The 25,476-nt window shown below is 31.4% G+C and carries 25 protein-coding genes; 11 read left to right on the plus strand and 14 right to left on the minus strand.

Features of this window, described 5'->3' with window-relative positions; all coding sequences use genetic code 11:
- Nucleotides 1-2: 2 nt before the first annotated feature.
- Nucleotides 3-1,058 (minus strand): glycosyltransferase family 4 protein, encoded by a 1,056-nt coding sequence (locus CD135_RS01085; RefSeq protein WP_016998597.1) that lies wholly within the window; start codon nucleotides 1,056-1,058, stop codon nucleotides 3-5.
- A 258-nt stretch (nucleotides 1,059-1,316) separates the two neighbouring features.
- On the opposite strand from CD135_RS01085, the gene gdpS reads away from it, so the two are divergent.
- From gdpS to pepT, 4 genes are all read left to right on the plus strand, one after another.
- Entirely contained in the window at nucleotides 1,317-2,387 is a 1,071-nt protein-coding gene (gdpS, locus tag CD135_RS01090) for a GGDEF domain-containing protein GdpS (protein ID WP_103268617.1), read from the plus strand.
- 96 nt (nucleotides 2,388-2,483) lie between these two features.
- Nucleotides 2,484-3,251 (plus strand): threonine/serine exporter family protein, encoded by a 768-nt coding sequence (locus CD135_RS01095; RefSeq protein ID WP_016998599.1) that lies wholly within the window; start codon nucleotides 2,484-2,486, stop codon nucleotides 3,249-3,251.
- Between the two features lie 14 nt (nucleotides 3,252-3,265).
- Nucleotides 3,266-3,730 carry a threonine/serine exporter family protein gene (locus CD135_RS01100; RefSeq protein ID WP_016998600.1) on the plus strand — a complete coding sequence of 155 codons (465 nt, stop codon included), beginning with the start codon at nucleotides 3,266-3,268 and terminating at the stop codon, nucleotides 3,728-3,730.
- A gap of 37 nt (nucleotides 3,731-3,767) precedes the next feature.
- Nucleotides 3,768-4,994, plus strand: coding sequence for a peptidase T (pepT, locus tag CD135_RS01105; protein WP_103268618.1), 1,227 nt, complete (start codon nucleotides 3,768-3,770; stop codon nucleotides 4,992-4,994).
- A gap of 349 nt (nucleotides 4,995-5,343) precedes the next feature.
- Here pepT and CD135_RS01110 read toward each other — a convergent pair whose 3' ends face one another.
- Together CD135_RS01110 and ytxJ are read right to left on the minus strand one after the other, a co-directional pair.
- Entirely contained in the window at nucleotides 5,344-6,465 is a 1,122-nt protein-coding gene (locus CD135_RS01110) for a glycerate kinase (RefSeq protein WP_017000355.1), read from the minus strand.
- Between the two features lie 101 nt (nucleotides 6,466-6,566).
- A complete protein-coding gene (gene ytxJ / locus CD135_RS01115) occupies nucleotides 6,567-6,887 on the minus strand; it encodes a bacillithiol system redox-active protein YtxJ (protein ID WP_103268619.1) in 321 nt (106 codons plus the stop codon).
- A gap of 157 nt (nucleotides 6,888-7,044) precedes the next feature.
- On the opposite strand from ytxJ, the gene CD135_RS01120 reads away from it, so the two are divergent.
- Nucleotides 7,045-7,284: a hypothetical protein gene (locus CD135_RS01120; RefSeq protein WP_245942523.1), complete on the plus strand. Its 240-nt coding sequence runs from the start codon at nucleotides 7,045-7,047 to the stop codon at nucleotides 7,282-7,284.
- A gap of 50 nt (nucleotides 7,285-7,334) precedes the next feature.
- Here CD135_RS01120 and CD135_RS01125 read toward each other — a convergent pair whose 3' ends face one another.
- Nucleotides 7,335-8,225 (minus strand): EMYY motif lipoprotein, encoded by an 891-nt coding sequence (locus CD135_RS01125; RefSeq protein ID WP_258027580.1) that lies wholly within the window; start codon nucleotides 8,223-8,225, stop codon nucleotides 7,335-7,337.
- Between the two features lie 93 nt (nucleotides 8,226-8,318).
- Between CD135_RS01125 and CD135_RS01130 the strand changes: the two genes are divergently transcribed.
- Together CD135_RS01130 and murB are read left to right on the plus strand one after the other, a co-directional pair.
- Nucleotides 8,319-8,840, plus strand: a complete 522-nt coding sequence (locus CD135_RS01130; protein ID WP_064210890.1) for a GrpB family protein — start codon at nucleotides 8,319-8,321, stop codon at nucleotides 8,838-8,840.
- Between the two features lie 70 nt (nucleotides 8,841-8,910).
- Nucleotides 8,911-9,840: a UDP-N-acetylmuramate dehydrogenase gene (gene murB, locus CD135_RS01135; RefSeq protein WP_064210869.1), complete on the plus strand. Its 930-nt coding sequence runs from the start codon at nucleotides 8,911-8,913 to the stop codon at nucleotides 9,838-9,840.
- Between the two features lie 163 nt (nucleotides 9,841-10,003).
- Here murB and CD135_RS01140 read toward each other — a convergent pair whose 3' ends face one another.
- The 8 genes from CD135_RS01140 to nrdI form a co-directional block, all read right to left on the minus strand.
- Nucleotides 10,004-11,044 (minus strand): ferrated catecholamine ABC transporter substrate-binding lipoprotein SstD, encoded by a 1,041-nt coding sequence (locus tag CD135_RS01140; protein ID WP_103268621.1) that lies wholly within the window; start codon nucleotides 11,042-11,044, stop codon nucleotides 10,004-10,006.
- A gap of 103 nt (nucleotides 11,045-11,147) precedes the next feature.
- Nucleotides 11,148-11,948, minus strand: a complete 801-nt coding sequence (locus CD135_RS01145; protein ID WP_103268622.1) for an iron ABC transporter ATP-binding protein — start codon at nucleotides 11,946-11,948, stop codon at nucleotides 11,148-11,150.
- A complete protein-coding gene (locus CD135_RS01150) occupies nucleotides 11,945-12,910 on the minus strand; it encodes an iron chelate uptake ABC transporter family permease subunit (protein ID WP_017000361.1) in 966 nt (321 codons plus the stop codon). Before CD135_RS01150 ends, CD135_RS01145 begins: the two co-directional genes overlap by 4 nt.
- Nucleotides 12,903-13,871 carry an ABC transporter permease gene (locus CD135_RS01155; protein ID WP_017000362.1) on the minus strand — a complete coding sequence of 323 codons (969 nt, stop codon included), beginning with the start codon at nucleotides 13,869-13,871 and terminating at the stop codon, nucleotides 12,903-12,905. The genes CD135_RS01150 and CD135_RS01155 overlap by 8 nt, the downstream gene beginning before the upstream one ends.
- A gap of 124 nt (nucleotides 13,872-13,995) precedes the next feature.
- Entirely contained in the window at nucleotides 13,996-14,427 is a 432-nt protein-coding gene (locus CD135_RS01160) for a FixH family protein (protein ID WP_103268623.1), read from the minus strand.
- A 253-nt stretch (nucleotides 14,428-14,680) separates the two neighbouring features.
- A complete protein-coding gene (gene nrdF, locus CD135_RS01165) occupies nucleotides 14,681-15,652 on the minus strand; it encodes a class 1b ribonucleoside-diphosphate reductase subunit beta (protein WP_064204699.1) in 972 nt (323 codons plus the stop codon).
- 27 nt (nucleotides 15,653-15,679) lie between these two features.
- Complete coding sequence (gene nrdE / locus CD135_RS01170; RefSeq protein WP_103268624.1) at nucleotides 15,680-17,785, minus strand: class 1b ribonucleoside-diphosphate reductase subunit alpha; 2,106 nt, start codon at nucleotides 17,783-17,785, stop codon at nucleotides 15,680-15,682.
- On the minus strand, nucleotides 17,757-18,146 hold the full coding sequence (nrdI, locus tag CD135_RS01175) for a class Ib ribonucleoside-diphosphate reductase assembly flavoprotein NrdI (RefSeq protein ID WP_103268625.1): 390 nt from the start codon (nucleotides 18,144-18,146) through the stop codon (nucleotides 17,757-17,759). The genes nrdE and nrdI overlap by 29 nt, the downstream gene beginning before the upstream one ends.
- A gap of 373 nt (nucleotides 18,147-18,519) precedes the next feature.
- On the opposite strand from nrdI, the gene CD135_RS01180 reads away from it, so the two are divergent.
- The 4 genes from CD135_RS01180 (at nucleotide 18,520) to CD135_RS01195 (ending at nucleotide 23,518) form a co-directional block, all read left to right on the plus strand.
- On the plus strand, nucleotides 18,520-19,404 hold the full coding sequence (locus tag CD135_RS01180; RefSeq protein ID WP_017000367.1) for a DMT family transporter: 885 nt from the start codon (nucleotides 18,520-18,522) through the stop codon (nucleotides 19,402-19,404).
- A gap of 3 nt (nucleotides 19,405-19,407) precedes the next feature.
- Complete coding sequence (gene queF, locus CD135_RS01185) at nucleotides 19,408-19,908, plus strand: preQ(1) synthase (RefSeq protein ID WP_017000368.1); 501 nt, start codon at nucleotides 19,408-19,410, stop codon at nucleotides 19,906-19,908.
- A 417-nt stretch (nucleotides 19,909-20,325) separates the two neighbouring features.
- Entirely contained in the window at nucleotides 20,326-21,840 is a 1,515-nt protein-coding gene (locus tag CD135_RS01190; RefSeq protein ID WP_103268626.1) for a peptide MFS transporter, read from the plus strand.
- A gap of 175 nt (nucleotides 21,841-22,015) precedes the next feature.
- Nucleotides 22,016-23,518: a peptide MFS transporter gene (locus tag CD135_RS01195; protein WP_103268627.1), complete on the plus strand. Its 1,503-nt coding sequence runs from the start codon at nucleotides 22,016-22,018 to the stop codon at nucleotides 23,516-23,518.
- 92 nt (nucleotides 23,519-23,610) lie between these two features.
- Here the strand turns inward: CD135_RS01195 and CD135_RS01200 are convergent, their stop codons facing one another.
- Both CD135_RS01200 and hisC read right to left on the minus strand, forming a co-directional pair.
- Entirely contained in the window at nucleotides 23,611-24,189 is a 579-nt protein-coding gene (locus CD135_RS01200) for a 5' nucleotidase, NT5C type (protein WP_017000371.1), read from the minus strand.
- A 64-nt stretch (nucleotides 24,190-24,253) separates the two neighbouring features.
- Nucleotides 24,254-25,321 (minus strand): histidinol-phosphate transaminase, encoded by a 1,068-nt coding sequence (hisC, locus tag CD135_RS01205; RefSeq protein WP_103268628.1) that lies wholly within the window; start codon nucleotides 25,319-25,321, stop codon nucleotides 24,254-24,256.
- Nucleotides 25,322-25,476: the final 155 nt, after the last annotated feature.

The raw sequence follows: 25,476 nt of genomic DNA on the forward strand, positions 1-25,476 counted from the left end.
ATTTAGCGTTCTTCTTTATATTTAGACCGTGTTAATAAATTGAGTATAGGTCTGTAATTAGGATGTATTAAACCTGTAAATTCTACGATTAATTCAATTGTAATTAAAATCATAATAAACATCATCAATACACCGTATGGCGGTGATAAGTATAGTATGACACTAGATATGCTAAACAATATAGCAATCATATAGATTAATACTACTGTCTGTCTATGTGTATAGCCTAAATCCAATAACTTATGATGTAAATGTGATTTATCTGCCTGTACTATGGATTGCTTATTATGTAATCTTCGAATTATAGCAAACAACATGTCTATAAATGGTACTGCTAAAATAACCATCGGGAAAAATAGTGATATTAATGTAATGTTTTTAAAACCTAATAGTGATAAAACACCAATAATATAACCTAACAACAATGCACCACTATCTCCAAGGAATATTTTTGCTGGATGCGAATTGAAAACTAAAAATCCTAATAACGAACCAATTAACACGCTACATATCATCATTATGAAAATATTTTGTTGTAATATGGCAATAAATCCAATCGTTACAAGCGCAATACACGAAATACCTGAAGCTAGACCATCTAATCCATCTATTAAATTAATTGCATTCATAACTGCGACTACCCAAAATATAGTCATAGGTATACTAAATATGCCGAATTCTATAACAATTCCAAAAGGTAATGTTATAAAGTCTAATGTAACACCATTTAATACAACTATAAGTGAAACTGCTATTTGTCCTGCAAGTTTCACCAGTGGTTTCATATCGTATAAATCATCGACTAAACCAATTAAATAAATAACAATTGCACCTAATATAATAGGTATTATTTCATGTTCAACTGGTTTGCCCCACCATAACCCGATAAGAAAAGATAGCAAAATAACTGTTCCGCCCAATACTGAAACTGGTTTAGTATGTACTTTTCTTACATTAGGCATATCAACAGCACCTATTTTTTTAGAAAGTACAATTACTAAAGGTGTAAGTATTAAGCTCACAATCATCGTTAATAATATTAATTGCAAAGTAAACATGGATTCACCTTCATCTTATAATTGAAGAATAATGTTAATAAAACATTTCTTTAAGAATATCAAAATTTCAGCTCACATGCTATAAAAACCACTGCATCCCATATATTCCCAATTGTTTCAGTAGTAAATATTCCGCTTTTAATTCCTACAAGCTGTGAAAAATGAAACTTTTTTTCCGAAAATACTTGTTATATCGTGACAAACGTCATCTAATAGATTACAATATCATATGGCTTATAAAATGAAGGATGGTGCTATATGATACAAGCAATTATATTTAATATTTCTGTAACTATTGCGTCTTTTTATCTATACCATCGCATCCAATATAGTGAAACTAGAACCGTAAAATTTTCACAAAATTATATCACCATTCTAATGACTGGTGTTTCGATATTGTTAATATCCAACCCTATTCAATATCATGATTATGTTATCACGTTAAGCTTTATCCCGTTATTGTTCTTAGGTAGATTTACAAATTTATTTTATACCTCATTCAGTGCAGTCATCATTTTGCTAGTAGATATGTTTATATTCAACACACCATTTTTAGATGACTTACATCTACTCATAATAGCAGTAGTAGTAGGTATGATTGGTCCATTTCTTAAACAAAGTGATTTTGTTAGCATACAATTATTATATTTAATCAGTATCCTTATTATTGTTATTACTTTAATATTCTTAAACCCTAATTCATGGTTGAATGAATGGTTGTTTCTCGTACCAATTTCCTTTATCCTTAGTATTATTAGTGCGAGTGTTTATCGCGATATATGGATTCTTAAAAATCTTATTTCCCGTTATGAAAATGAAGAATCAGTCGATTATTTAACTGGATTAGGAAACGTAAAAGAATTCGATAGATATTTAAATAGAACAACTGAACTCGTTACTGAACAACAACAATCTATGGCATTGTTGTTAATTGATATAGATGGATTTAAAGATGTAAATGATGAATATTCTCATACGGCTGGTGATGCAGTGCTCAAACAGATGTCCCAATTACTCATTAATTACTTGCCTAAAGACGTAAAAGCATTCCGTAACGGAGGAGAAGAATTTTCTATTATATTGATTGATGAATCATTAGATAGTGCGATTAAGTTAGCCGAAAGTATTAGAGATAGTGTGCAACAATCAACGTTCCATTTACCTAACAAAGACACAATAAAACTTTCTGTCTCCATAGGGGTCGGCTATTTAACAGAAGAGGATAATAAATCTAAAAGACGTGTATTTAAAGACGCGGATGATATGTTACATGAAGCGAAATTACAAGGTCAAAACAAAGTAATGTTCAATCCAATTATTAAATTATAAACTAAACATAGAATTGCCTATTGCAATTCTATGTTTTTTGTTGAATTGTTGTTATATAAGGATTATATTTTATTCATTGCGAACATGGAGGTTATTATGGAAGAATTAAAGGATTTCACAATAATAGATGAGAATAAAATAATCGATGTCGTTATGACAGCAGGACGCATCCTTTTGGAAAGCGGTGCTGAAACATATAGAGTTGAAGACACAATGGCTAGAATCGCAACGAGTTATGGCTTAGAAAATACACATAGCTTTGTAACTTCCACAGCAATTATTTTCTCATTAAATGATAGAACTAACACTAGATTGATAAGAATAGATGAAAGATCGACAGATTTAGAGAAAATATCTCTGACGAATCAAATTTCCAGAAAGATTGCAAATAACGAATTATCGATAGATGAAGCTAAATCTGAATTGATACATTTACATCATGCTGCATTACAATTTCCTTTTTGGTTAAAAGTTTTGGCAGCAGCTATTGCATCAGCATGTTTCTTACCTATGTTTGGCGGTAAACAACCTGATGTTATCCCTTCATTTATAGCTGGTGGTACTGGGTATTTAACAATGGCAATTGTACATAATACGATACGCATTAAATTTTTTACTGAATTTATTAGTTCATTAATTATAGCTACAATAGCTACAATAAGTGTCAATTTCTTTTACGGAGATAATTTAAGTTTAATTACCATTGCCTCTGTTATGCCACTTGTACCAGGTGTTCTTATTACAAATGCAATAAGAGATTTGATGGCTGGTCAATTATTAGCTGGTATTTCTAAAGGTGTAGAAGCGGCTTTAACAGCATTTGCAATCGGTGCTGGCGTAGCAATTGTATTATTACTAAGTTAAGGAAGGTGCTATGAATGTTAGATTATATTTATCAAATACTATTAAGTTTTACTGCAACATTATTCTTCTCTGTCATTTTTAATGCACCTAGAAGACTTCTAATTGCTTGTGGTGTTGTTGGCGCCATAGCTTGGATGATTTATACTGTTTCTTTAGACTTCGGTATTGATAAAGTTCAAGCTTCGTTCTACGGGAGTTTCACTTTAGCTATCATGAGTCATATAATGAGCCGCTACTATAAACGTCCTATGATTATTTTTATAGTAGCTGGTATTATTCCTTTAGTTCCCGGTGGTTTAGCTTATGATGCCACTAAAAACTTAGTTATTAATAATTATGATGTAGCTATCAATACGTCATTACAAGCTACACTAATATCTGGAGCTATTGCGTTTGGTATTTTAAGTTCAGAAATTGTCTTCCAAATTTACATTCGTACTAAGCAATTTTTTGCTTCTAAGAAACAAAAAAGCGTATAATAAGTAAAGTAAATAGAAGTAAAAGGGAGAGAATAATGTGAAACAACGTCTAATTGATCGATTAGAAAGATATGTAAAGATAGACACACAAGCGGATCCAAATAGTACAACAACACCTTCTACTGAAAAACAATGGGATTTAATTAAACTTCTTGAAGAAGAAATTAAAGCACTTAACCTTGAAGTAACAGTAGATGACAAAGGGTACTTAATGGCTACGTTACCATCTAATACTGATAAAAAGGTTCCTACTGTTGGTTTATTAGCACATATTGATACATCACCTGATTATAATGCTACAAACGTTAATCCAGTAATTGTAGAAAATTATAACGGGGAAGATATTCAGTTAGGTCAGACAGAAAAAGTGCTTAGCCCAAATACTTTCCCACAATTAAAAGATGTTATCGGGCATACATTAATGACAACTGATGGCACATCATTGCTAGGTGCAGACGATAAAGCTGGTGTCGTAGAAGTTATGGAAGCTATTATTTACTTAATTGATCATCCAGAAATCAAACACGGTGACATTCGATTTAGCTTTACGCCTGACGAAGAAATTGGTAAAGGGCCACACAACTTTGATGTAGAACGTTTCAATGCTGACTTTGCTTATACAATGGATGGCAGTTTAGAAGGCGAACTACAATACGAAAGCTTTAATGCAGCTATGGCTGTTGTAGAAGTTAATGGTGTCAATGTTCATCCTGGTTCAGCTAAAGATGTTATGGTCAATGCTAACACGTTAGCAATGACTTTTAATGAACAGTTACCAGCTGATGAAGTACCTGAACATACTGAAGGATATGAAGGGTTTTACCATTTAATGCAAATGGAAGGTAACGTTGAAAAAGCAACATTACAATATATTATTCGTGACCATGACAAAGCACAATTTGAGCGTAGAAAAAATCATTTGTTAGATATCGCCAAAAATTTAAACCACCATTATAATGAAGAACTGATTAAAGTTCAAATCGATGATCAATATTATAATATGGGTGAAAAAATCAAACCTCATCCTGAGCTAATCGATATACCTGAGAAAGTGATTAAATCTTTAGGTATTACACCTGTAATAGAGCCGATTCGTGGTGGTACTGATGGTTCTCAACTTTCTTATATGGGCTTACCTACACCAAATTTATTTACTGGTGGCGCTAATTTCCATGGACCATTTGAATATGCGTCTATTGATGTTATGGAAAATGCAGTGCAAACAATTGTAGGTATCCTATCTGAATTTGAAAAACAATCTTAATTCAAAATAAATAAGCATATCACTTAACTGATTATTTCAGTTTGAAAGTGATATGCTTATTTTTTATAAGATCTACGATTTTGTTCGTGCATTCTTGCCTAGGGTATGGTTCGAGCCTGTAGTCTCTCACTCATACGATTCCCTCAGGCGTCAGCACTTTACAAAATCGTAAAAAATATTGCGCTAACGGGCTTGTTTACATGCACTAGCCCGTTAGAAAATGTAACGAGCTTGTCTCAAATTTCTTGCACGTTAGAGGCCCCACTCTCTTATTATTCATTAAAAATAATGAAATACTCACGCTTACATAACAAAAATCCGAAACATTTGTTATGTTCCGGACTCTTAATTATAAATTACTTTTCAGTAATCTTAATGCTTGTGTTGTTAAATGTCTTAGGGCTATACCCATTTCTAATTCGGTCATCGTATATTGATCTTTGTTTAGTACTTTAAACATTGCTGTAACCTCTTGTTCAATATATTTATCGAATTTTTCATCTGTTGCACAAACTGCGATATTAACTTTATTGTGTTTATGACATAATTCTGCAATTCTTACTGAAGTCGTCTCGAGTAATTGTTGGTTCGGTTTTAAACCTTCCCCAAACACAACAAAATCAGCTTGCTCAATTAATTGATCTAAGTATGTCAGTTCGTTAACAACATCTCCACCAGTTACAAGTTCGCCATCCCATAGACAATTTAACATAGCAGCTATACCGCTACCAGATCCGCCTCTTTCTTCTTTACCTAATAATGTTTTATGCTGACTCTTAAACAGTTCACTTATATACCATAAAGCATTATCTATATCTGTAGCCTCTTCTAACGTGATATGATTTAATTCACGTTCTTTCATAACTCGACTACTTTTACCATAATATTTAGATTCAAAATCTGTAATGACTTTAATTTTTTTATCTTTCAAACGTTTATCTAAATCATATAAGTCTATTGTTCTAATATATTTAATCCATTTAGCGCCCTTGCTTAAATCTACTAAAGCACCTTCAGCATCATAAAACTTTGCGCCAAGTGCTTGAATCATGCCTAGACCACCATCATAACTTGCAACGTTACCTACTGATATAATCATTTCATTAGTATTTTCTTTAAGCGCTTCATTAAGCATTTCACCTAAACCGTAAGAAGTGGTTTCACTTGGTCTAATTGTTTCTTCATTTGAAGTTAACACTTCACCCGCTTCTATAACCGTTATGTTATTACCAGTAACTGCATAAACTGATGTCTTAGGGTTCATATATGCATCATGATGATCTACCGAATATTTCGTGCCTGATTGCCATAATAATATTGAATCAATAACTTCTCTTTGACCATTAAATAAAGGTACTTGCACTATATCCGCTTCATTAAATTGAGACTTTATCGCTTCTTCTACAAATCTATTTGCATGATAACTTGATAAAATACCATCAAATTCATCCATCGCAACTAATACTCTCATATTTTTCACCTCATGCTTTTTATCATAATTCATTATACTGTTTTTTTCTCTATTTAACAAAAAAACAAACAGTCAATATGACTGTTTGTCTTATATCATTATTACTCTTCTGCTTTCGATAAACTTGCTACTGTGATATTATCATGACTTACATCCCACTCGGCATTCCCGTTTATAAAATAAAAAGCCTGTGGTGATTCATGTTTGACGCCAGTTTTGTCAGCTATATAATCAGATAATTCTCTTTCTTCTTGAACAATTAAATAATAACCGTCCATGTCTCTTTCATATAAGAATTTATTAAATTGATCATACGCACTTGCCGAAATAGGACAAGTACTGCTGTGTTTCATTACAAATACGTTTGGGTTATCATTGAGTACTTTTTCAAATTGATCGATGGAAGTTAATTTCACGACCATTTTAATTCACCTCTATCATAATTTAACCAATACAATTGAACACTATAACATCATTCGTTTTATATGGCAAATTCTATTTTTATCTTAATTATGTTTACCCGCATTCTTTGATATTAACCACTAGTTAATTTTGATATACTATAATTACAATAAGGAGGTGCTTTATTTGACCAAAAATGTAACACCTACCCTCATTAAGAGATGGGGAATGATTGATACGATTAATGCATGTTTACTTATTATTTCTATTCTGTTTTTATTCGATTTTAAAAACCAACCTGCATTATCATATATCTTAATTATCGCATTTTCGATTTGGTTTATCTCTTTAGTAGGTAAAAATATATACTTATCTCAAACTAAGAAGAAAGAATCCACCGTTAAAAAAGAAGAATAAAAGAAACACACCGATACAGAATAAACTTTTATTCTAATATACGGTGTGTTTTATTTTTCTAATCTATCAATAGCTTTATCATACTTCTCATCTTTTCCTAAGTACGCAACTTTACTGTTAAAGTCATCAGGTGCTTTTATTTTTTGAAGTTTTTCTTCAATAATAATACCTTTTTTTCGTTCCTTATAATAATCACTTAAAGTGTAATACATTTCAATCTGAGATTGCCTCATTTGATTCACTCTATTGGATTTAATATTTGTTTGATTAAGAGCTTTTACATACTTAGATATACTCGGAATGATTTTATCATGGATATACTGTGATTTCTCTTTCACACTATGCGCTTCATTTAAATACTTAGCTTTATTATTTAAATCGTCACTATTTTTATCTATTACTGATACTAACGCTTCATAATCATCTTTATCTTCAGAGCTATCTTTAGCTTTACTAGCATTTTTTTCAGCTACTGCTTTATTTTTCTCAAATACCTCTGTATACTCTAATATTTTCTCATTAGATCTGATAGATTTTTCGAATAGCGATATATATTCATTTAGCTCTGAAATAGAGTCTTCTCTCTTTTTAACATTGCTAACGTAAATATTATGTGCATCTTTTACTTCTTGTGTACTCGGCTCGATATTCTCAGCTTGTTTTTTAAGACTCTTAACTTCAGGTAAGACTTCTTTATCAAGTTCTTTATGAAGCTTATTCAATTCTTTATGTTTTTCAGCTGTTACTTCAGTGCCTACTAGTTGATCTAATTTATCTAAATTTAATTGATTAATATTATCAAGAATTGTGTCTTCTTTTTTATAAATAGGTTTCATATCTCTTTTATACTTTTTAAGATCTGAATTTACCTCATTACTACAAGCTGCAATAATTAATACAAGTACAAATAACATTAAGTAGAGTAATTTAATTTTCATCATTGCACCTCTGTTTCACTTGTATTATACATAATATCATGGATAATTAAAATGTTATATATTATATTCTTATTATTGATTAATGGAAGTGTTATTATGTTAAAAAGACCTCAACCGTTCATTCAATTACAATCAACAAAAAATTTTAAAGCAAAATATATAAAAATTCAACAACTATTGTTTAGCCTATTAAATACACCTATACAAGATGTTTATCATATAGGTGGCACGAAACAAACCCTTTATACAACTGAACCTATCTTAGATGTACTTGTTACCGTGCGTTCATTACATGATATTACTAGCTTAGATGAGAAGAGATTAAACTATCACAACATATATAGATTACACCACTCTTATAAGAAGAAAATTATGATGGCTCAATTTAAAGATATGATTACATTAAGGCAAATTGTGCGTATACATATTGTTGAACAAAACAGTCAAATGTTATATGATTATTTAACTGTAGATGAACTTTTAAATCACGACAACTCAGTTATAGACTCATTTCAAAGTTTTAAAACAAACACTATAAATAACAATAAAAGTGTAAGAGAATATGAGAACAATAAGCAACAATGGTTTCAACAACTTATTGAAAAACATTGCTCATAAGCTATTCGCTTAAACTGGAAAATCTTGATATAATATTTTTAAGAGCACAGTAAAGAAAGGACGTTGAACGGTGAATAACCCTACAATTTTGGAGGATTTATCAAAATTTCTCCCTAAATCATTAATTAAGGTGAATGAACCTTTAAAAAAATATACTTTCACAAAAACAGGTGGAAAAGCAGACTTTTACTTATCCCCTACTTCATATACAGAAGTTCAAAAAATAGTAGAATATGCATACCTTAATCAAATTCCTTTAACGTTTTTAGGGAATGGTTCTAATATCATCATTAGAGACGGGGGTATACGCGGTATTGTAATCAGTTTATTACAATTCAATCAAATTCACGTTCGTGACGGTTGTATAACATGCGGAAGTGGCGCAGCGATTATAGATGTATCAAGACGTGCAAGAGACCATCATTTAACAGGATTGGAATTTGCATGTGGCATCCCCGGTTCTGTCGGTGGTGCAGTCTATATGAACGCAGGAGCTTATGGTGGCGAAGTTAAAGATTGCATTGATTACATTAAAGCTATAGATGATACAGGCAAGCTATATACAATACAAAGCGATGAACTCGAACTTGGTTACAGAACAAGTATTGTTCAACGTCAACATTTAGTTGTACTTGAAGCAACTTTCAAATTACAGCCGGGAGATATAAAGACAATACAAGCTACCATGGATGATTTGACGCAAAGAAGACAAGATAAACAGCCTTTAGAGTATCCATCGTGTGGCAGTGTTTTCCAAAGACCTCCTAACCACTTTGCAGGTAAATTGATACAAGATGCTGACCTACAAGGCCATAGAATAGGCGGTGTAGAAGTATCGACTAAACATGCTGGTTTTATAGTAAATGTAGATAACGGAACAGCTACTGATTACGAAATGATTATTGAACATGTTCAAAAAGTCGTTAAAGAAAAGTTTGACGTAGAGCTGAAACGTGAAGTACGTATTATTGGAGAACCAACAGATCAATTAACAAATTAAAACAAACACTTCAGTGAAACGTATAAGCAGCCAACAAGACAAAATATTGTCTTGTTGGCTGCTTTTTCAGATATATAAATACTCCTAATCCATTAGTTAAATAAACTTAGGATTAGGAGTATTCTTTTTAAGCTGGGGCATTAAAATATCTCAGCTTTATTTCTTATTCTAAACCTTTAGCAACTTCGTCTACTTGTTTTTCAGTAGTTCTTACGCCACCTGAAGCTAAGTACCATAATTGTGGATCAACGTTTACAACTTTGTCTTCTTTAATTGCTGTAACATCTTTGATAACGTCGTTTGATAATGCTTTGTTAGCACTTTCTTTTCCGCCAATCGCTTTACCTCTGTCCATGGCATAGATGATGTCAGGATTCTTTTCAGAAATATATTCGAAGCTTACTGGTTGGCCATGTGTGCTTGCTTTTAAGTCTTTATCGACTGGTTTTACATCCAATACGTCAAAGATTAAGCTACCAAATCTTGCACCTGGACCATATGTAGATAACTCACCTTCGTTAGCTAATAAGTACATTCCTTTTTTATCTGATTTATCAGCTTTTGCTTTAACATCTTTAATTTTCTTCTCTAAGCTCTTGTTTAATTCTTTTGCTTTATCTTCTTTATCGAAAATTTTACCTAAATTATTCGTATTTTCTTCAACTGAGTTCAAGTAATTTTTATCATCTGCACCTACGTATAATCTTGCTGCCTCTGGAGCTGCTTTTTTCAATTCATCTTGTACTTCAGTTCCTGCAGTACGACCAGAGAATAGAATTAAGTCTGGGTCAATTTCTGCAATTTTATCGTAGTTTACTTCTTTAACTGAGCCAGTGTTTACAAATTCGTCACCTTTGAATGTGTCTAAGAATTCAGGTAATGAAGCGCCGCCTTCACCTTTAGGTACACCTTTAACTGCGTCTTTTGCACCTAATGCTTCAACTGTATCTAAAGTACCATAATCTAATACAACAACCTTCTTAGGATTAACTGGAACTTTCACTTTCTCTTCTACTGTCTTAGCATCACTGCCATCTTTCTCTTTACCACGAACTTGATATTTAGATTCGATTTCTACTGTTTTAGAATCACTCTTAGTATCGTCTTTTGATGACTTTTCCTCTTTACTACTTGAATCATTACCGCATGCTACTAATACGATTGATAATACTGCTATTAACATAAAACTAAATACTTTCTTCATGAACTAAACTCTCCTTCTTATATATAATGATGTAAAAACAGTGCATAAATAAATAATTACTTACTTGCAAATATCAAGCATCACTCCTTTCAATGTAAAAAGACTATATTGCTAAAGTTTGAATTTCTTCTGCTTCAATATATTCATTATCAAAGTAAACACAAATGCGTTGTCCATTGATCTCTTCGATTTTAATATCTAAATCATATATACCACTTAGAACAGGTTCTTCTATTACATCATCTTTAGATCCTGCTATTTCTACTTTACCTTCTTTTATGGCAATGATTCTATCTGAATAACAAGAAGCGAAATTGATATCGTGAATCACGAGTACAATCGTTTTATTCATTTCTTTTACAAGTCTTCTTAATATCTTCATAATTTGAACGGAATGTTTCATATCTAGGTTATTTAATGGTTCATCAAGTAAAATGTAATCAGTATCTTGAGCGATTGTCATTGCAATATAAGCACGTTGTCTTTGCCCGCCTGATAATTCACCTAAATATTTGCCTTGTATTTCTGTTAAACCTAAATACTCTAAAGCTTTATCAATCATTTTATGATCTTCTTTTTTCAATTTTCCTTTTGAATATGGGAAACGCCCGAAACTTACTAATTGTCTAACTGTGATTTTCAACTCTGTATGGTTTGTTTGTTTTAAAATAGATAGTTTTTTCGCCAAATCATTACTTTTCATTGAAGATATATCATGGTTATCTATTTTTATACTTCCGTTATCTTTTTCAATTAATCTACTAACCATTGCTAATACAGTACTTTTACCTGCACCATTAGGTCCTATAAATGATGTGATTTTTCCTCTTTCTATTTCGATGTCCACTTCGTCTACGACTTTATTGTTTTGATAAGCTTTCGTTAATCCTTCTACTTTTATCATGTTACATTACGCTCCTTTAATATTAAGAATATAAAGTAAATGCCGCCTATAAAGTTGATCATAATGCTAATTTCAGTGTTGCCTTCAAATAAATGTTCAACTACCCATTGGCCTAAAAATAAACTAATCCAACTAATTAAAATAGCTGTTGGTAGTATATATTTATGTTCAAACCTTTTTATAAATTCATGAGCCAAGTTCACTACAAGTAAACCTAAAAATGTAATAGGTCCGACTAATGCTGTAGAAACTGTAACAAGTAATGCTACCATTACCATCAACCATCTTGTAACTTGTGTATAATTGACCCCTAGGTTGATTGCTTGGTCTCTACCTAATGAAAGTACATCTAAATATGGTTTAATAAAGAACGCAATGATAATCATTATGATTAATACAACGCCGGATATTAAAAGTATGCCTTCATTAATTGCATTAAAACTTGCGAACATTGCACTTTGAATAGATAAGAACTCTTCTGGATCTATCATCATCTCTATAAAACTGGATAAACTTGAGAAGAATGTCCCAAATACAATACCTAATAATAAAATGAAAAACACATTTTGATCTTTAGACCTAAATAATATTTGGAATAAGAATAAACTGAATATAATCATACCGACTAAAGTCACTAAGAAATTTAAATGGTTATTCAAAACAATTGTTGAAGTAGAACCAAAGAAAAATATTAATGAAGTTTTTATAAACATATAAACAGCATCTAAACCAATAATAGAAGGTGTCAAAATTCTATTGTTTGTAATTGTTTGGAAAATAACTGTTGATACTGCAATACTTGCGCCAACTAATAACATCGCGATTGTCTTTCTTACACGACTTGTTAATTGGTATTCTAAAATCTTTGGATTGATGTTATAGAACAAATACAACGCTGCTATTAAAATAGTTATAATGGATAAAAGGATGAGTTTCTGTACTGGTGTTAATTTCTTAAGCATTTTTCGAACGTCCTTTCATCAATAAAACTATGAAAATAAAGCTACCAATTACACCGATTGTTAAACCAATTGTAATTTCGTATGGGAATATAATCAGTCTTCCTAAAATGTCGCATATCATAACAAACAACGCGCCTAAGATTGCAGTGTGCGGTAAAGCATTTTTAAGATGATCACCTCTGAATATTGAAATTAAGTTCGGTATAATTAACCCTAAGAAAGGCATCATTCCTACTGTTACCACAACTAGTGCTGTAATGATAGATGCAATGATTAAACCAATATTAACTATTCTATGGTAATTTAATCCTAAGTTGACACTGAAGTCCTTTCCCATACCTGCAATCGTAAATTTGTTGGCAAAAATATACGCAATTATCAATAAAGGAATACTTATGTATAAAATTTCGTATCTCCCACTAGTAATGATAGAAAAGTTACCTTGCATAAAGTTCCCTATGCTTTGAACAGCGTTTGTTCTTAAAGCAACAAAGGTTGAAAAACTAGAAACAATGTTACCAAGCATTATCCCTACAAGTGGTATAAAAATAACATCTTTGAATTGAATTCTTTGTAGGATTTGCATGAATAACATTGTTCCAAATAAACTTAGTAATGTTGCGAATAAAAGTTTAAATAATATATTCGTGTCTGGAAATAGTATCAGTGAAATTAAAACACCTAACTTTGCCCAATCCATCGTGCCTGCTGTTGTTGGAGAAACAAATTTATTTCTCGTTAACTGTTGCATAATCAGACCGCATATTGCTAAACAACTTCCTGAAATAATAATACTAACCGTTCTAGGAATTCTACTAGATACTAGTATATTTTTCTGTTCATCTGTAAGACTTAATATTTGTAAAGGTCTCACTTCTGAAACACCAATAAATATTGAGAAGAATGTTGCGATAACTAATAATACAATCAATACATCTAAACGCATTAAAAACTTTCCCATGATACACCCTACTTCTCTTAGTTGATAACGATTATCATTATCTTTATTGTAATGAATATTCAGTTAAAATGCAATGCTATTTAAAAAAAGAGTAATGAAATTAAATTTCATTACTCTTTTATAATTATTTTATATTAATATCTTTATTCGGCATTGTATGTTGATCACGTGCTGTGACATGACTTGTGATATTATAAGTACCTTCTTCATCGAATTTATACTTTAAAGTATATTTCCCGTCTTTATTTTCTTTCACTTTTTTCATTTCAGAATTCTTTTTGTCGCCATCTTTTATGATTTCAAACATTACTTCATCAGCGTCTTTTACTTTTTCTTTCCCTAATGTAACTTCAGCAGATAAATCTACTTCTTCCCCTTTTTTCGCTTCTTCTGGTACATCTAGCTTAACTTCTAAAGCTTGAGGTTTATCAGATGAATCATGATCTGACTGCTTATGTTCTGAATGATTTTCTTCTTTTTCTTTATTATCATTACCACAAGCAGCTAATACAGAAATAATTAACAATGATAAAAGACCCAGTAAAACTCTTTTCATATGTAACCCACCTTTTTTAAATTCTATTCTCATTATATCTAATTAAGTAAATGTAAAATGCTCAAATATTGAAAAATATGTTAACTTTTCTATTCAAAAGCTAAAATAACACTTTTATATACTTTCATTTTATATGTTTTCACCTTAAATAAAAAGGTCTTATAAAGTATAGGATACAAAAAACTGCCACTAAAGTTTTGCACTTTGCGACAGTTTTAAGAAAGTAATAATTACTTTTATTTAATTATTGTTTTTAGTTTTCATCGAAAATAAAATCTTCATCTGTTAAAGGTTCAACATTTAGTGCTAATACATATCCATCACCTTTAACGCTGAAAAAGTCATGGTTCTTAGTGCTTGTATCTAAAGCATTTTCGATAATAGGGTTGAATGATTTTTCTTCATAATACGGTTCGAAACCTAAGTTAGCTAACGCTTTATTCGCATTATATGCAACGTAATTCATAACGTCCTCTGTTAACCCAATTTCATCATAAAGCATTTTTGTATATTCATACTCATTTTTGAACAATAGCTCTAGCATGCGGTACATTTCTGTATCTGCCTTTAATTTCTCATCTTCAGTTAATTCATTTCTTAAACTTTGTGCATCTAAACCAGTAAATACACCATGAATAGATTCATCAAGTAATATTTTACGAATAATTTCTCCAGAAGTTGTCATGCGACCTTGTCCTGCTAAATATAATGGATAATAGAATCCTGAGTAGAATAAGAAAGTCTCAAGGAACACACTCGCTACGCGAGCCATATATTGATCATATACTGACGCGTCTTTAGACCATAATTTATGATAATTGCTCAAAATGATATCTGATTTATATTTTAAATGTGGTTCTTCTACTACCCACTTATCTAGTAATTCATTCGTTTCACTGGATGGTAATAATGTTGTGAAAATATGAGAATAACTTTTCGCATGAATTTGCTCCATCATACCCATAAATGAGTAAACTGCTTTTTTACGTAAATCTTTAGTGTGCATCATAATAAGCGGCATGCCGTCGTCAGCTTGATGTGTATCTAAGCCTGTTAATCCAGCCAATGCTTTCTTAAATGCATTCTTTTCAGGTTCTGTTAAAGTTTCCCAACTTGCAATATCTTTAGAAACTTTAAATTCTGTTTCTACCCACATTTGGGAAATGTTTTGACGCCAAAACATGTTTGTCATATCTTCTTGTGTATTCCAATTTACTGCCTTCATGTTAGATCTCCTATCTTATTAAAATGATTAAATTGAACAACTTGTACATTCTTCAACGCTTAATAATTTGTTACGAGTATAATAAAGTGATTTTAATCCTTTATGATGTGCATATACATATAGTCTTGAAAGTTCACGTGTTGAAATTTCAGAATTTACATATAAGATTGTTGAAATACCTTGGTCTACGTGTTGTTGAATCGTCGCAATTAAATCAATTAATTTCATTTGATCTATGTTAAATGCTGATTTGTAATACCACATTGTTTCTGGTGATAAGAATGGCATAGGGTAAAATGTTTCTGAGTTACCATATGTTCTTCTTTCAATTTGGTCAACGATTGGCATAACAGAACTTGTAGCATTTTGAACATAAGAAATACTTTGTGTTGGTGCTATAGCAAGTCTGTATGCATGGTAAAGACCGTTTTCTTTAACTTTTTCAGCTAAAGCTTTCCAATCTTCTGCAGTTGGAATATCTAATCCTTCAAATAAATCTGCTACATTATCAAATTGCGGTTTAATATCTTCTTGTGTATACTTCTCGAAATATTTTCCTGAAGCGTAATCCGATTTATCAAAATCAACGTAAGTTTCTTGTCTTTCTTTCGCTATTTCCATTGAACGCTCTATAGAATAATAGTTCATCATCATAAAGAATACATTTGCAAAGTCTTTAGCTTGTTCTGATTCATAGCCGATTTTATTTTTTGCTAAATATCCATGTAAGTCCATTACGCCTAAACCTACTGAGTGTAATTCATTATTTGCTTTTCTAACACCCGGAGCATTTTTGATTTCAGTGTCATCTGACACAACTGTTAATGCATCCATACCTGTATGAACAGAATCTCTGAATTTTTTAGATTCCATAACATTTACAATATTCAATGAACCTAAGTTACAAGAAATATCACGTTTAATTTCATCTTCTGTTCCATAGTCATTAATAACTGAAGTTTCTTGCAGTTGGAAGATTTCAGTACATAGGTTACTCATTTTAATTTGGCCAATATCAGAGTTCGGATGAACTTTGTTTGCATTGTCTTTAAACATTAAATAAGGATAACCTGATTGTAATTGTGTTTGTGCAATTGTATTTAACATTTCACGTGCATCTTTAGCTTTCTTGATGATGTTAGGGTTTGCTACTAGCTCATCGTAATACTCGTCTAAGTTAATATCATCTAATGTTTTACCGTACTCACGTTCAACCGTGTGTGGTGCAAACATGTAAAAGTCTTTACCTTCTTTTGCTAAATCGAAGAATTTAGAAGGAACAATCAATCCAGTTGAGATAGTTGAAAGTCTAATATCTTCGTCTGCGTTTACTTTTTTAGTATCTAAGAATTCAAGAACATCATAGTGGAAAATGTTTAAATATACTGCGCCTGCGCCAGGTCTTTGACCAAGTTGATCTGCATAACTAAATCCACCTTCTAATGATTTAGCAACTGGTAGTACGCCTTTAGCTACACCTTTAATACCTTTAATCGCTTCGCCACGTGCACGAAGTTTCGATAAGTTGATTGCAACTCCTCCGCCAATTTTACTTAATTGTTTCGCTGTTGAATCAATAAAGTTAATAGAGTTTAAGCTATCATCTACTTCTAATAGGAAACAACTCACTAATTCACCTCGTCTTGCTCTACCCGCGTTTAAGAAAGTAGGTGTTGCTGGTTGAATTCGTTGTTCAATCATTCCTTCAATAAATTGTTTCGCTTGTGCTACGTTTCCTTTAGCTAAATACAATGAAACAATAATAACGTGTTCTTTATATGTTTCTAAATACTGAGATTTATCATTAGTCTTTAAGGCATAATCTTTAAAGAATTTACTTGCTGACATGTAACTTGCAAACTGAAAAGGAATAGAATCTGCAAATTCATTTATTTCTTCTAAATCCGCTTCACTATACTCTTTGAATAAATCATAATAGAAATCTTGATCAACCAAAGCATGTAAACGTTCAATTGGAGTACCAAATTGAATTGTTTTTTCTTTTACTTCTTCTAAATAAACTTCTAATGCTTCTTGGTCTTTCTCAATATCAAAGAAACCATCTTCTCTACGCTTAGTCACTTTATTATTTAATTCGATATGATTATAATTCTGTTTGTTTATCATTTTCATAAAGATTAACCACCTTTTCTCTAAATTCATCTGCTATTTCCTGATTACCATGAAGTTCAAACTTCATTAATAAAGGGACATTATAATTATTCGCAATTTCCTCACTCGCTTTTGCAAAATTATTGCCCCAGTTTCTATTTCCACTGCCAGCTACCGCTTTAAGATTTTTATGATTTATATCTAAAAATGCTTGGACGGGGTCAGGTACTTGGCCAAACCCAATTGTACCTGTGACAATTATAAATGGTTCATTTATTTCTTCTGTCTTGTTTGCTTCAGTGAGAGCCATCGTATTCGATAATCCTGCTCTTTGAATAAATCGTCTAACATTACCTGTTAAAGAAAAATAAATTATCTTCATACACTATCACCTGCCATATGTATATACTTTGTGTTTACGAATTTTTATAAATTAAAAACATAAATTTTTACATAGTTTATAACTTTTTATTCTAAATGCGCAAAACACAAGATATAGTGTTAACTTTTGTTAGTACATACTATATTATGTGATTTATTATAACATTAACGACGAGCCATAACACTCATAATACCTTAAATTTTTATAAAAAATAGGGTTGACTTTATCGATATGTCACACAAGTGTTGTTATATCAACATTTGAAAATTTCTTTATTTTACTTTCATAAATTTTAAAAATTAGAATTCCATATACTTTGTAAAGTGAGTTATGATAATATATGTTCATTGATAAAAAATGGAAGGTGTATAAAATGAATTCTACAATAAAAGGTATTCTTGCTATACTTATATCTTCTATTGGATTTAGCTTAATGGCTGTTTTCTTCAGATTGTCTGGGGATTTACCGGTTTTCCAAAAATCATTATTCAGAAATCTAGTAGCCATGCTTGTTCCAATATATATTGCTTATAAAGCACGAGTATCATTTTTCGGCAAATTAGAAAACCAACCATTGTTAATTTTAAGATCCTCTTTAGGACTCATTGGTGTTTTGCTAAATATTTATGCCATAGACCATATGGTACTAAGTGACGCAGACATGTTAATGAAATTAAATCCATTTTGGACTATTATTCTATGTGCGCTATTTCTAAATGAACGCGCTAGAAAATACCAAGTTATTGCAATGATTGTCGCAATAGCAGGTGCAATTTTCATTATCAAGCCATCATTTAATTCAGATATGACACCAGCGATTATTGGTCTATTATCAGGATTATTTGCTGCAGGTGCCTATACTTGTCTGAGACCTCTAGGTAAACGTGAAAAAGCTTATACAACTGTATTCTATTTTTCATTTTTCTCTACAGTAGTACTTATACCTTTTGTTATTTTCACGTATGAACCAATGAGCATAACACAAGTAATCATATTATTGTTATCTGGTGTTTTTGCTACTGTTGGTCAGTTCGGAATAACGATAGCTTATAGTTACGCTGCTGCTAAAGATATTTCAATCTTTGTATACGCGTCAGTTGTATTTAGTGCATTACTAGGTTTTATAATTTTCAAAGAGTCACCTGACTTATTAAGTTACCTTGGCTATATCATTATATTCCTTGCTGGGTATTATATGTTCAAAAAAGCTCAAAGAAATCCAAAACCGGAAGAATCAATAGAAAAAGGAGAATCATAAACAATGTCAGAAGGCAGAAAAAAAGAAGATTTAAAAGATATAACATTATTAGGAAACCAAAACAATCAATATTATGACCAATATAATCCAGAAGTTCTAGAAGTGTTTGATAATAAACACCAAGGCAGAGATTATTTTGTTAAATTTAACTGTCCTGAGTTCACATCATTGTGCCCTATTACAGGACAACCTGATTTTGCTGCAATTTATATCTCATATATACCAAATGTAAAAATGGTAGAATCTAAATCTTTAAAACTCTACTTATTTAGTTTTAGAAATCATGGGGATTTCCATGAAGATTGTATGAATGTTATCATGAATGACTTGATTGAATTAATGGATCCACATTATATAGAAGTTTTAGGTAAATTCACACCAAGAGGCGGTATTTCAATTGACCCATATACTAATTATGGTCGCCCAGGTACAAAGTATGAAGAAATGGCTGAATATCGTATGATGAATCATGACTTATATCCTGAAAACATCGATAATAGATAACAGACCATAATTCCAATATATAGTAGAAATTGAGACATTAGCCTCAATTTCTCAAAAACAAACGCCCAATCCGCTAGTTAAATACGGATTAGGCGTTTGTTATATTTTAATTTATAGCCATTGCTTAATATAAGCGCTTCTATAGCCTCTCAAGTATGAATATGCACTTTTTTCACCTTTCTATGCAATTCAGCATATTTTTAGACGTTATAAAGAAAACGCTTACAATATTTTTAACTTTTTCCCTTTCTTTATAAAGCCTGAAATGAAAGGGTTTAATTATTTTAAATAGTCATTATTGTATGAATATTATCAATATTTATCTTGTATTTTTATTAGCAAACGATTACAATTTAATATGTGCTATTTTTAAGTACAACACAATTTAATATAGTTTATAATGAGGGGAATTAAAAAATGGATAACAAACATTATTCAAAAGAGGAAATCATTCAAAGTACGCCACGTACTGGTTTTTTCGGTCATCCTAAAGGTTTATCAACTTTGTTCCTTACTGAGTTCTGGGAAAGATTCAGTTATTATGGAATGAAAGCCATCCTTGCTTACTACATATACTATTCAGTAGCTAAAGGCGGATTTGGTATAGACCAAGGTTTAGCACTACAAATTGTCTCAATTTACGGAGCACTAGTATACATGAGTGGTGTTATCGGTGGTTGGATCGCTGATAGAATTACAGGTACTCGTCATGCCTTATTCTATGGTGGTATTCTAATCATGATAGGTCACATCTTACTATCATTACCAAATAACTTTACTTTATTACTTGTCGCGCTTTTATTCTTAATCATTGGTACAGGTTTATTAAAACCGAATATTTCATCAACAGTTGGTCTGTTGTATGAGAAAAATGACCCAAGATTGGATTCAGCGTTCACAATTTTCTATATGTCTATTAACTTAGGTGCATTAATTTCACCATTAATCATTGGATGGTTACAAGTAAATGTCGGATTCCACGCAGGCTTTGCAGTGGCAGCTATAGGTATGTTCGTTGGTTTAGTTATTTACTTTATTACGAATAAAAAATATTTAGGTTTAGCTGGTATTGAAGTACCAGATCCACTTAATAAAGAAGAGAAAGCTAGAATAACTAAAATCGTAGCGATAGTTGTGATTATTGCCGCAATTGTTTGTCTCATTTTAAGTTTATTCGACCAATTAACTTTACCTAACTTTGCAAACTTCATTTCAGTATTAGGTGTATTATTACCTATTTATTACTTTATTAAAATTACAACAAGTAAGAAAACTGAAGACTATGAGCGTTCAAGAGTGTATGCTTATATACCGTTATTTATTGCAGCTGTTGCATTCTGGATGATTCAAGAACAAGGATCTACAGTGTTAGCTCAATTTGCTGATACAAAAACTGAATTAAGCATGGCGAAACTAACTGGTGGTGCTATTGATTTCAATATTCCAGCAGCATGGTTCCAATCACTTAATCCATTTTTCATTATTTTACTTGCACCTGTATTCTCAGTATTATGGGTAAAACTTGGTAAATTTAATCCACCAACTGTTTATAAATTCGCAATTGGTGTCCTATTCGCAGGATTATCATATATTATTATGGTCATCCCATTATCAAGTGATTCTTCAATCATTCACCCAATTTGGTTATTCGGTAGTTTCTTATTAGTTACTATAGGTGAGCTTTGTCTTTCACCTATTGCACTGTCAACTACAACTAAATTGGCACCTAAAGCTTTCACTGCTCAAATGATGAGTGTTTGGTTCTTATCAAACGCGATGGCTCAAGGTATTAACGCGCAAATGGTTAAATTATATACAAGCATAAGTACGAACGATTACTTCCTATACTCTGGTATAGTGGCAATCGTAATTGCAGCATTATTAATGGTTGCAAGTCCTAAAATCAAAACACTTATGGCTGGTGTTAAATAATATAAAGAAGACCGAGACAAATTTATGTTTCGGTCTTCTTTTTATATTATATTTTTTGAACATTCATAATATTAGAACTTATACAAATTTTATTGAATTTTTTATTTTAGAGGTTTAAACTATTCTTTAAACTTACCTAAAAATTGGGGGAGAGTTTAGAAAGGAAGCGATTTTTATGGTCAAAATGACGCGCGAGGAAATGGTTGAAACTGTTCCTCAACATGGATTTTTTGGGCATCCACGCGGCTTAGGCATACTGTTTTTTGTTGAATTTTGGGAACGTTTCAGTTATTACGGTATGCGTGCTATTTTGCTGTACTATTTATACTTCTCCGTAAGTCAAGGCGGACTAGGATTAGATAAAATTACTGCTCAGCAAATTATGGCAATGTACGGCTCACTGATATTTATGACAGGTATTCTAGGTGGTTGGGTTGCAGATAGATTACTTGGTTCGAGAAGATCCTTACTCTTAGGTTCTATATTGATTATGTTCGGTCACGTTGTATTATCTTTACCATTTGGATTGAGCGCATTTTTAATCTCTATGATTCTTATTATTGTCGGGTCAGGCTTAATGAAGCCAAACATTTCTAATGTTGTAGGTGGCCTATATCACAAAAATGATAATAGATTAGATGCGGGATTTGTTATTTTCTATATGTCAGTTAATATGGGGGCTTTATTATCACCTCTTATTATTGACAAAGTACGTTTGAATGTTGGTTTCCACCAAGGTTTCTCTATTGCAGCATTTGGTATGTTCTTAGCTTTAATAGCATACGTACTATTCCAAAGAAAAAGTCTTGGTGAAGTAGAGAACTTCCCTTCAAACCCTTTAAATCATAAAGAAAAAATTAAATACTCTAAAATATTTACATATAGTACGATAGGTATTCTTATATTATTAGGTATTTTATACTTGGTTGATCAACTTACATTTAATTCTATAAGTTTAATTGTCTTAATAGTCGGAATAGTAGTACCATTTATTTACTGGTCTATTATGTACCGAAGTCCAGATATTGATAGTACCGAGAAATCTCGATTGTTAGCTTATGTACCACTATTCTTAGCTTCAGTACTTTTCTGGAGTATACAAGAACAAGGTTCAAACGTTCTAGGTGTATTTGCTCAAGAGAAAACACAATTAGATTTATCTGTGTATGGTATTAACTTCGAAATTCCAGCTGGTTGGTTCCAATCAATCAACCCATTTTTCATCGTAATATTTGCACCAATTATTTCAATGCTATGGCAAAAATTAGGTAAATATAACCCTTCTACACCTCTTAAATTTGTAATTGGTCTTACTTTTGCAGGTGTGTCATTCATTGCGATGATGATTGCGATGTCTATGCAACAAACTGAGTTAATGAATCCTATATGGCTAATTTTAAGTTTCTTCTTATGTGTAATTGGAGAGCTATGTTTATCTCCTACAGGATCAAGTGTTTCTGTGAAACTTGCACCAAGAGCATTCTCTGCACAAATGCTAAGCTTATGGTTCTTAACTAACGCAACTGCACAAGGAATCAACGGACAACTTGTAAAATTAATAAAACCATTAGGACACCAAAATTACTTCGGTCTTATTGGTGCAATCGCAATTGTTGTAGCATTAATTGTGCTTGCTATGACACCAAAAATCAAAAAACTTATGCAAGGTATACATTAAAAGAAGCCCAATCAATAGATTGGGCTTCTTTTATCATTTATATTGAGTTTGTTAGCTTAATTCTTGTGATATTAAATAATGAAATACCACAATTACTTTATAGATTCGGATAAGTTTTTCTGTTTATTGTATTCTCCATTTTCACCTAAGAAGTATTCTTCTACTTCTTTCCAATTGTATACTTTTGGCCACTTATCATAATCAATATTATGTGCTGCTGCATACATAATTGAATGATTATTAAAGCTTTCTAATTGTCTAGGATTGTCATCGATTAAGTAATCTGTATTTACAATTCCTTTATCACCGCAAAATACAAAATGTTGTGGATCAATAAATGGTAAGTGTTCTCTTAACCAAGCATATTTATCAGCAAATGATGTAGGTACGTCCATTGCAGCTGTAACGATAAAAACATCATAATATTCGTTTAATTTTCTTACAACATCTACAGCATCATCAAATACTTCTAAATCTCTGAAAAATCCATCTTCCCTAAGAATATCAGTTAAAATACCTTGGTGTTCAGGCATCATATTTCTAATTTTACTACCTTTTAGTTCTTCCATAGTAACGTTTGAAGAAGTTTCTTGATTATAACGCATTAATAATTTTTTAATTGTATCAACTAACACTTCATCCATATCAATACCGATTGTTTGTTTCGCCATTATACCTTCTCCTTTTATATCTCATGTATACTATTATAACAAAGAACTTATTCACTTTCCTTTTTTATGAATTCACTTTTTCGAAAAAGGTTTCTAATACTTTAATCATTTTATCATTATGCTCACTAAAACCAACTGTAATACGAACCCCATTAGGAAACGGCCTTGTGATAAAACCTTCTTTTAATAATTGATCGTATAGTTCTTGAGGTTTATCTGTGTTTACGAATACAAAGTTTGTTTGACTGTCGTATAAATGTTCTTTAAATGAAGAATTTAAGAATTTTTCAATTTCAGTTCTATTCTTGTTAGTAATATCTTTTAAATATTCTTGATCTTGTAACGCTGCGTTAGCTGCAACTGCGGATAGTGACGTTACATTGAAAGGTAGACGAACAATATCAAGTTGGTTGAGTAATGATTCATCGGCAATCGCATATCCAATTCGTTGTGATGCTAAGCCATATGCTTTAGAAAATGTTCTTAATACAACAACTTGTTTATATTTATCTAATAATTCTAAACTTCTAGGCATATCTTCAGCAACAGCGAACTCTATGTATGCTTCATCAATTAACACGATAATATTATCTGGAACTTTTTTAATAAACGATTCTAGTTCCTCGTGTGGTAAATATGTTCCAGATGGATTGTTAGGATTACAAATCCATATTAATTTCGTCTTATCAGTAATTTCTTCGTACATTGCATCTAAATCAAAATAACCATTATTAAGTGGCGTCGTCTTAACTTGTGCACGTTCAATGACAGCATGATGTTTATATTGTCCAAACGTCATATCACTCGTTAATATTTCATCATCTGCTTCTAATACTGCTCTAGAAATAATCATGATAACTTCATCTAAACCAGATCCAAAAAATATTTGTTCTTTCTTCACGTTTAAAAACTGACTCAAAGTATCTTTTACATCAAATTGTTTCACTTCTGGATAATAAAATAACTCATCTAGACTTTCTTGTATTGCATCTTTAACTTTCGGAGAAGGGCCGTACAAATTTTCATTTGAAGCAAGCTTTACCATATCCCCTTCAATGCCGTACTTTTCTTTTAGTTGCCTTGGTGATAAACCAGGCTGATAAGCCTGTAACTCTTTTAATTGTTGCTTCATATCCTATGACCTCCATATTTAAAAATAAGTGTGACATAGAAATCTATTCGTTCTCATAAAATTTCTATGTGTCACTCCGTTAAAGATAACTAGATTGAAAGGCTTGATACAAGGACATTTTCAAACCAGATATCCATTGCAAATATAACATTTAA

The sequence above is a fragment of the Mammaliicoccus lentus genome (assembly GCF_002902755.1).
GTDB lineage: Bacteria > Bacillota > Bacilli > Staphylococcales > Staphylococcaceae > Mammaliicoccus > Mammaliicoccus lentus.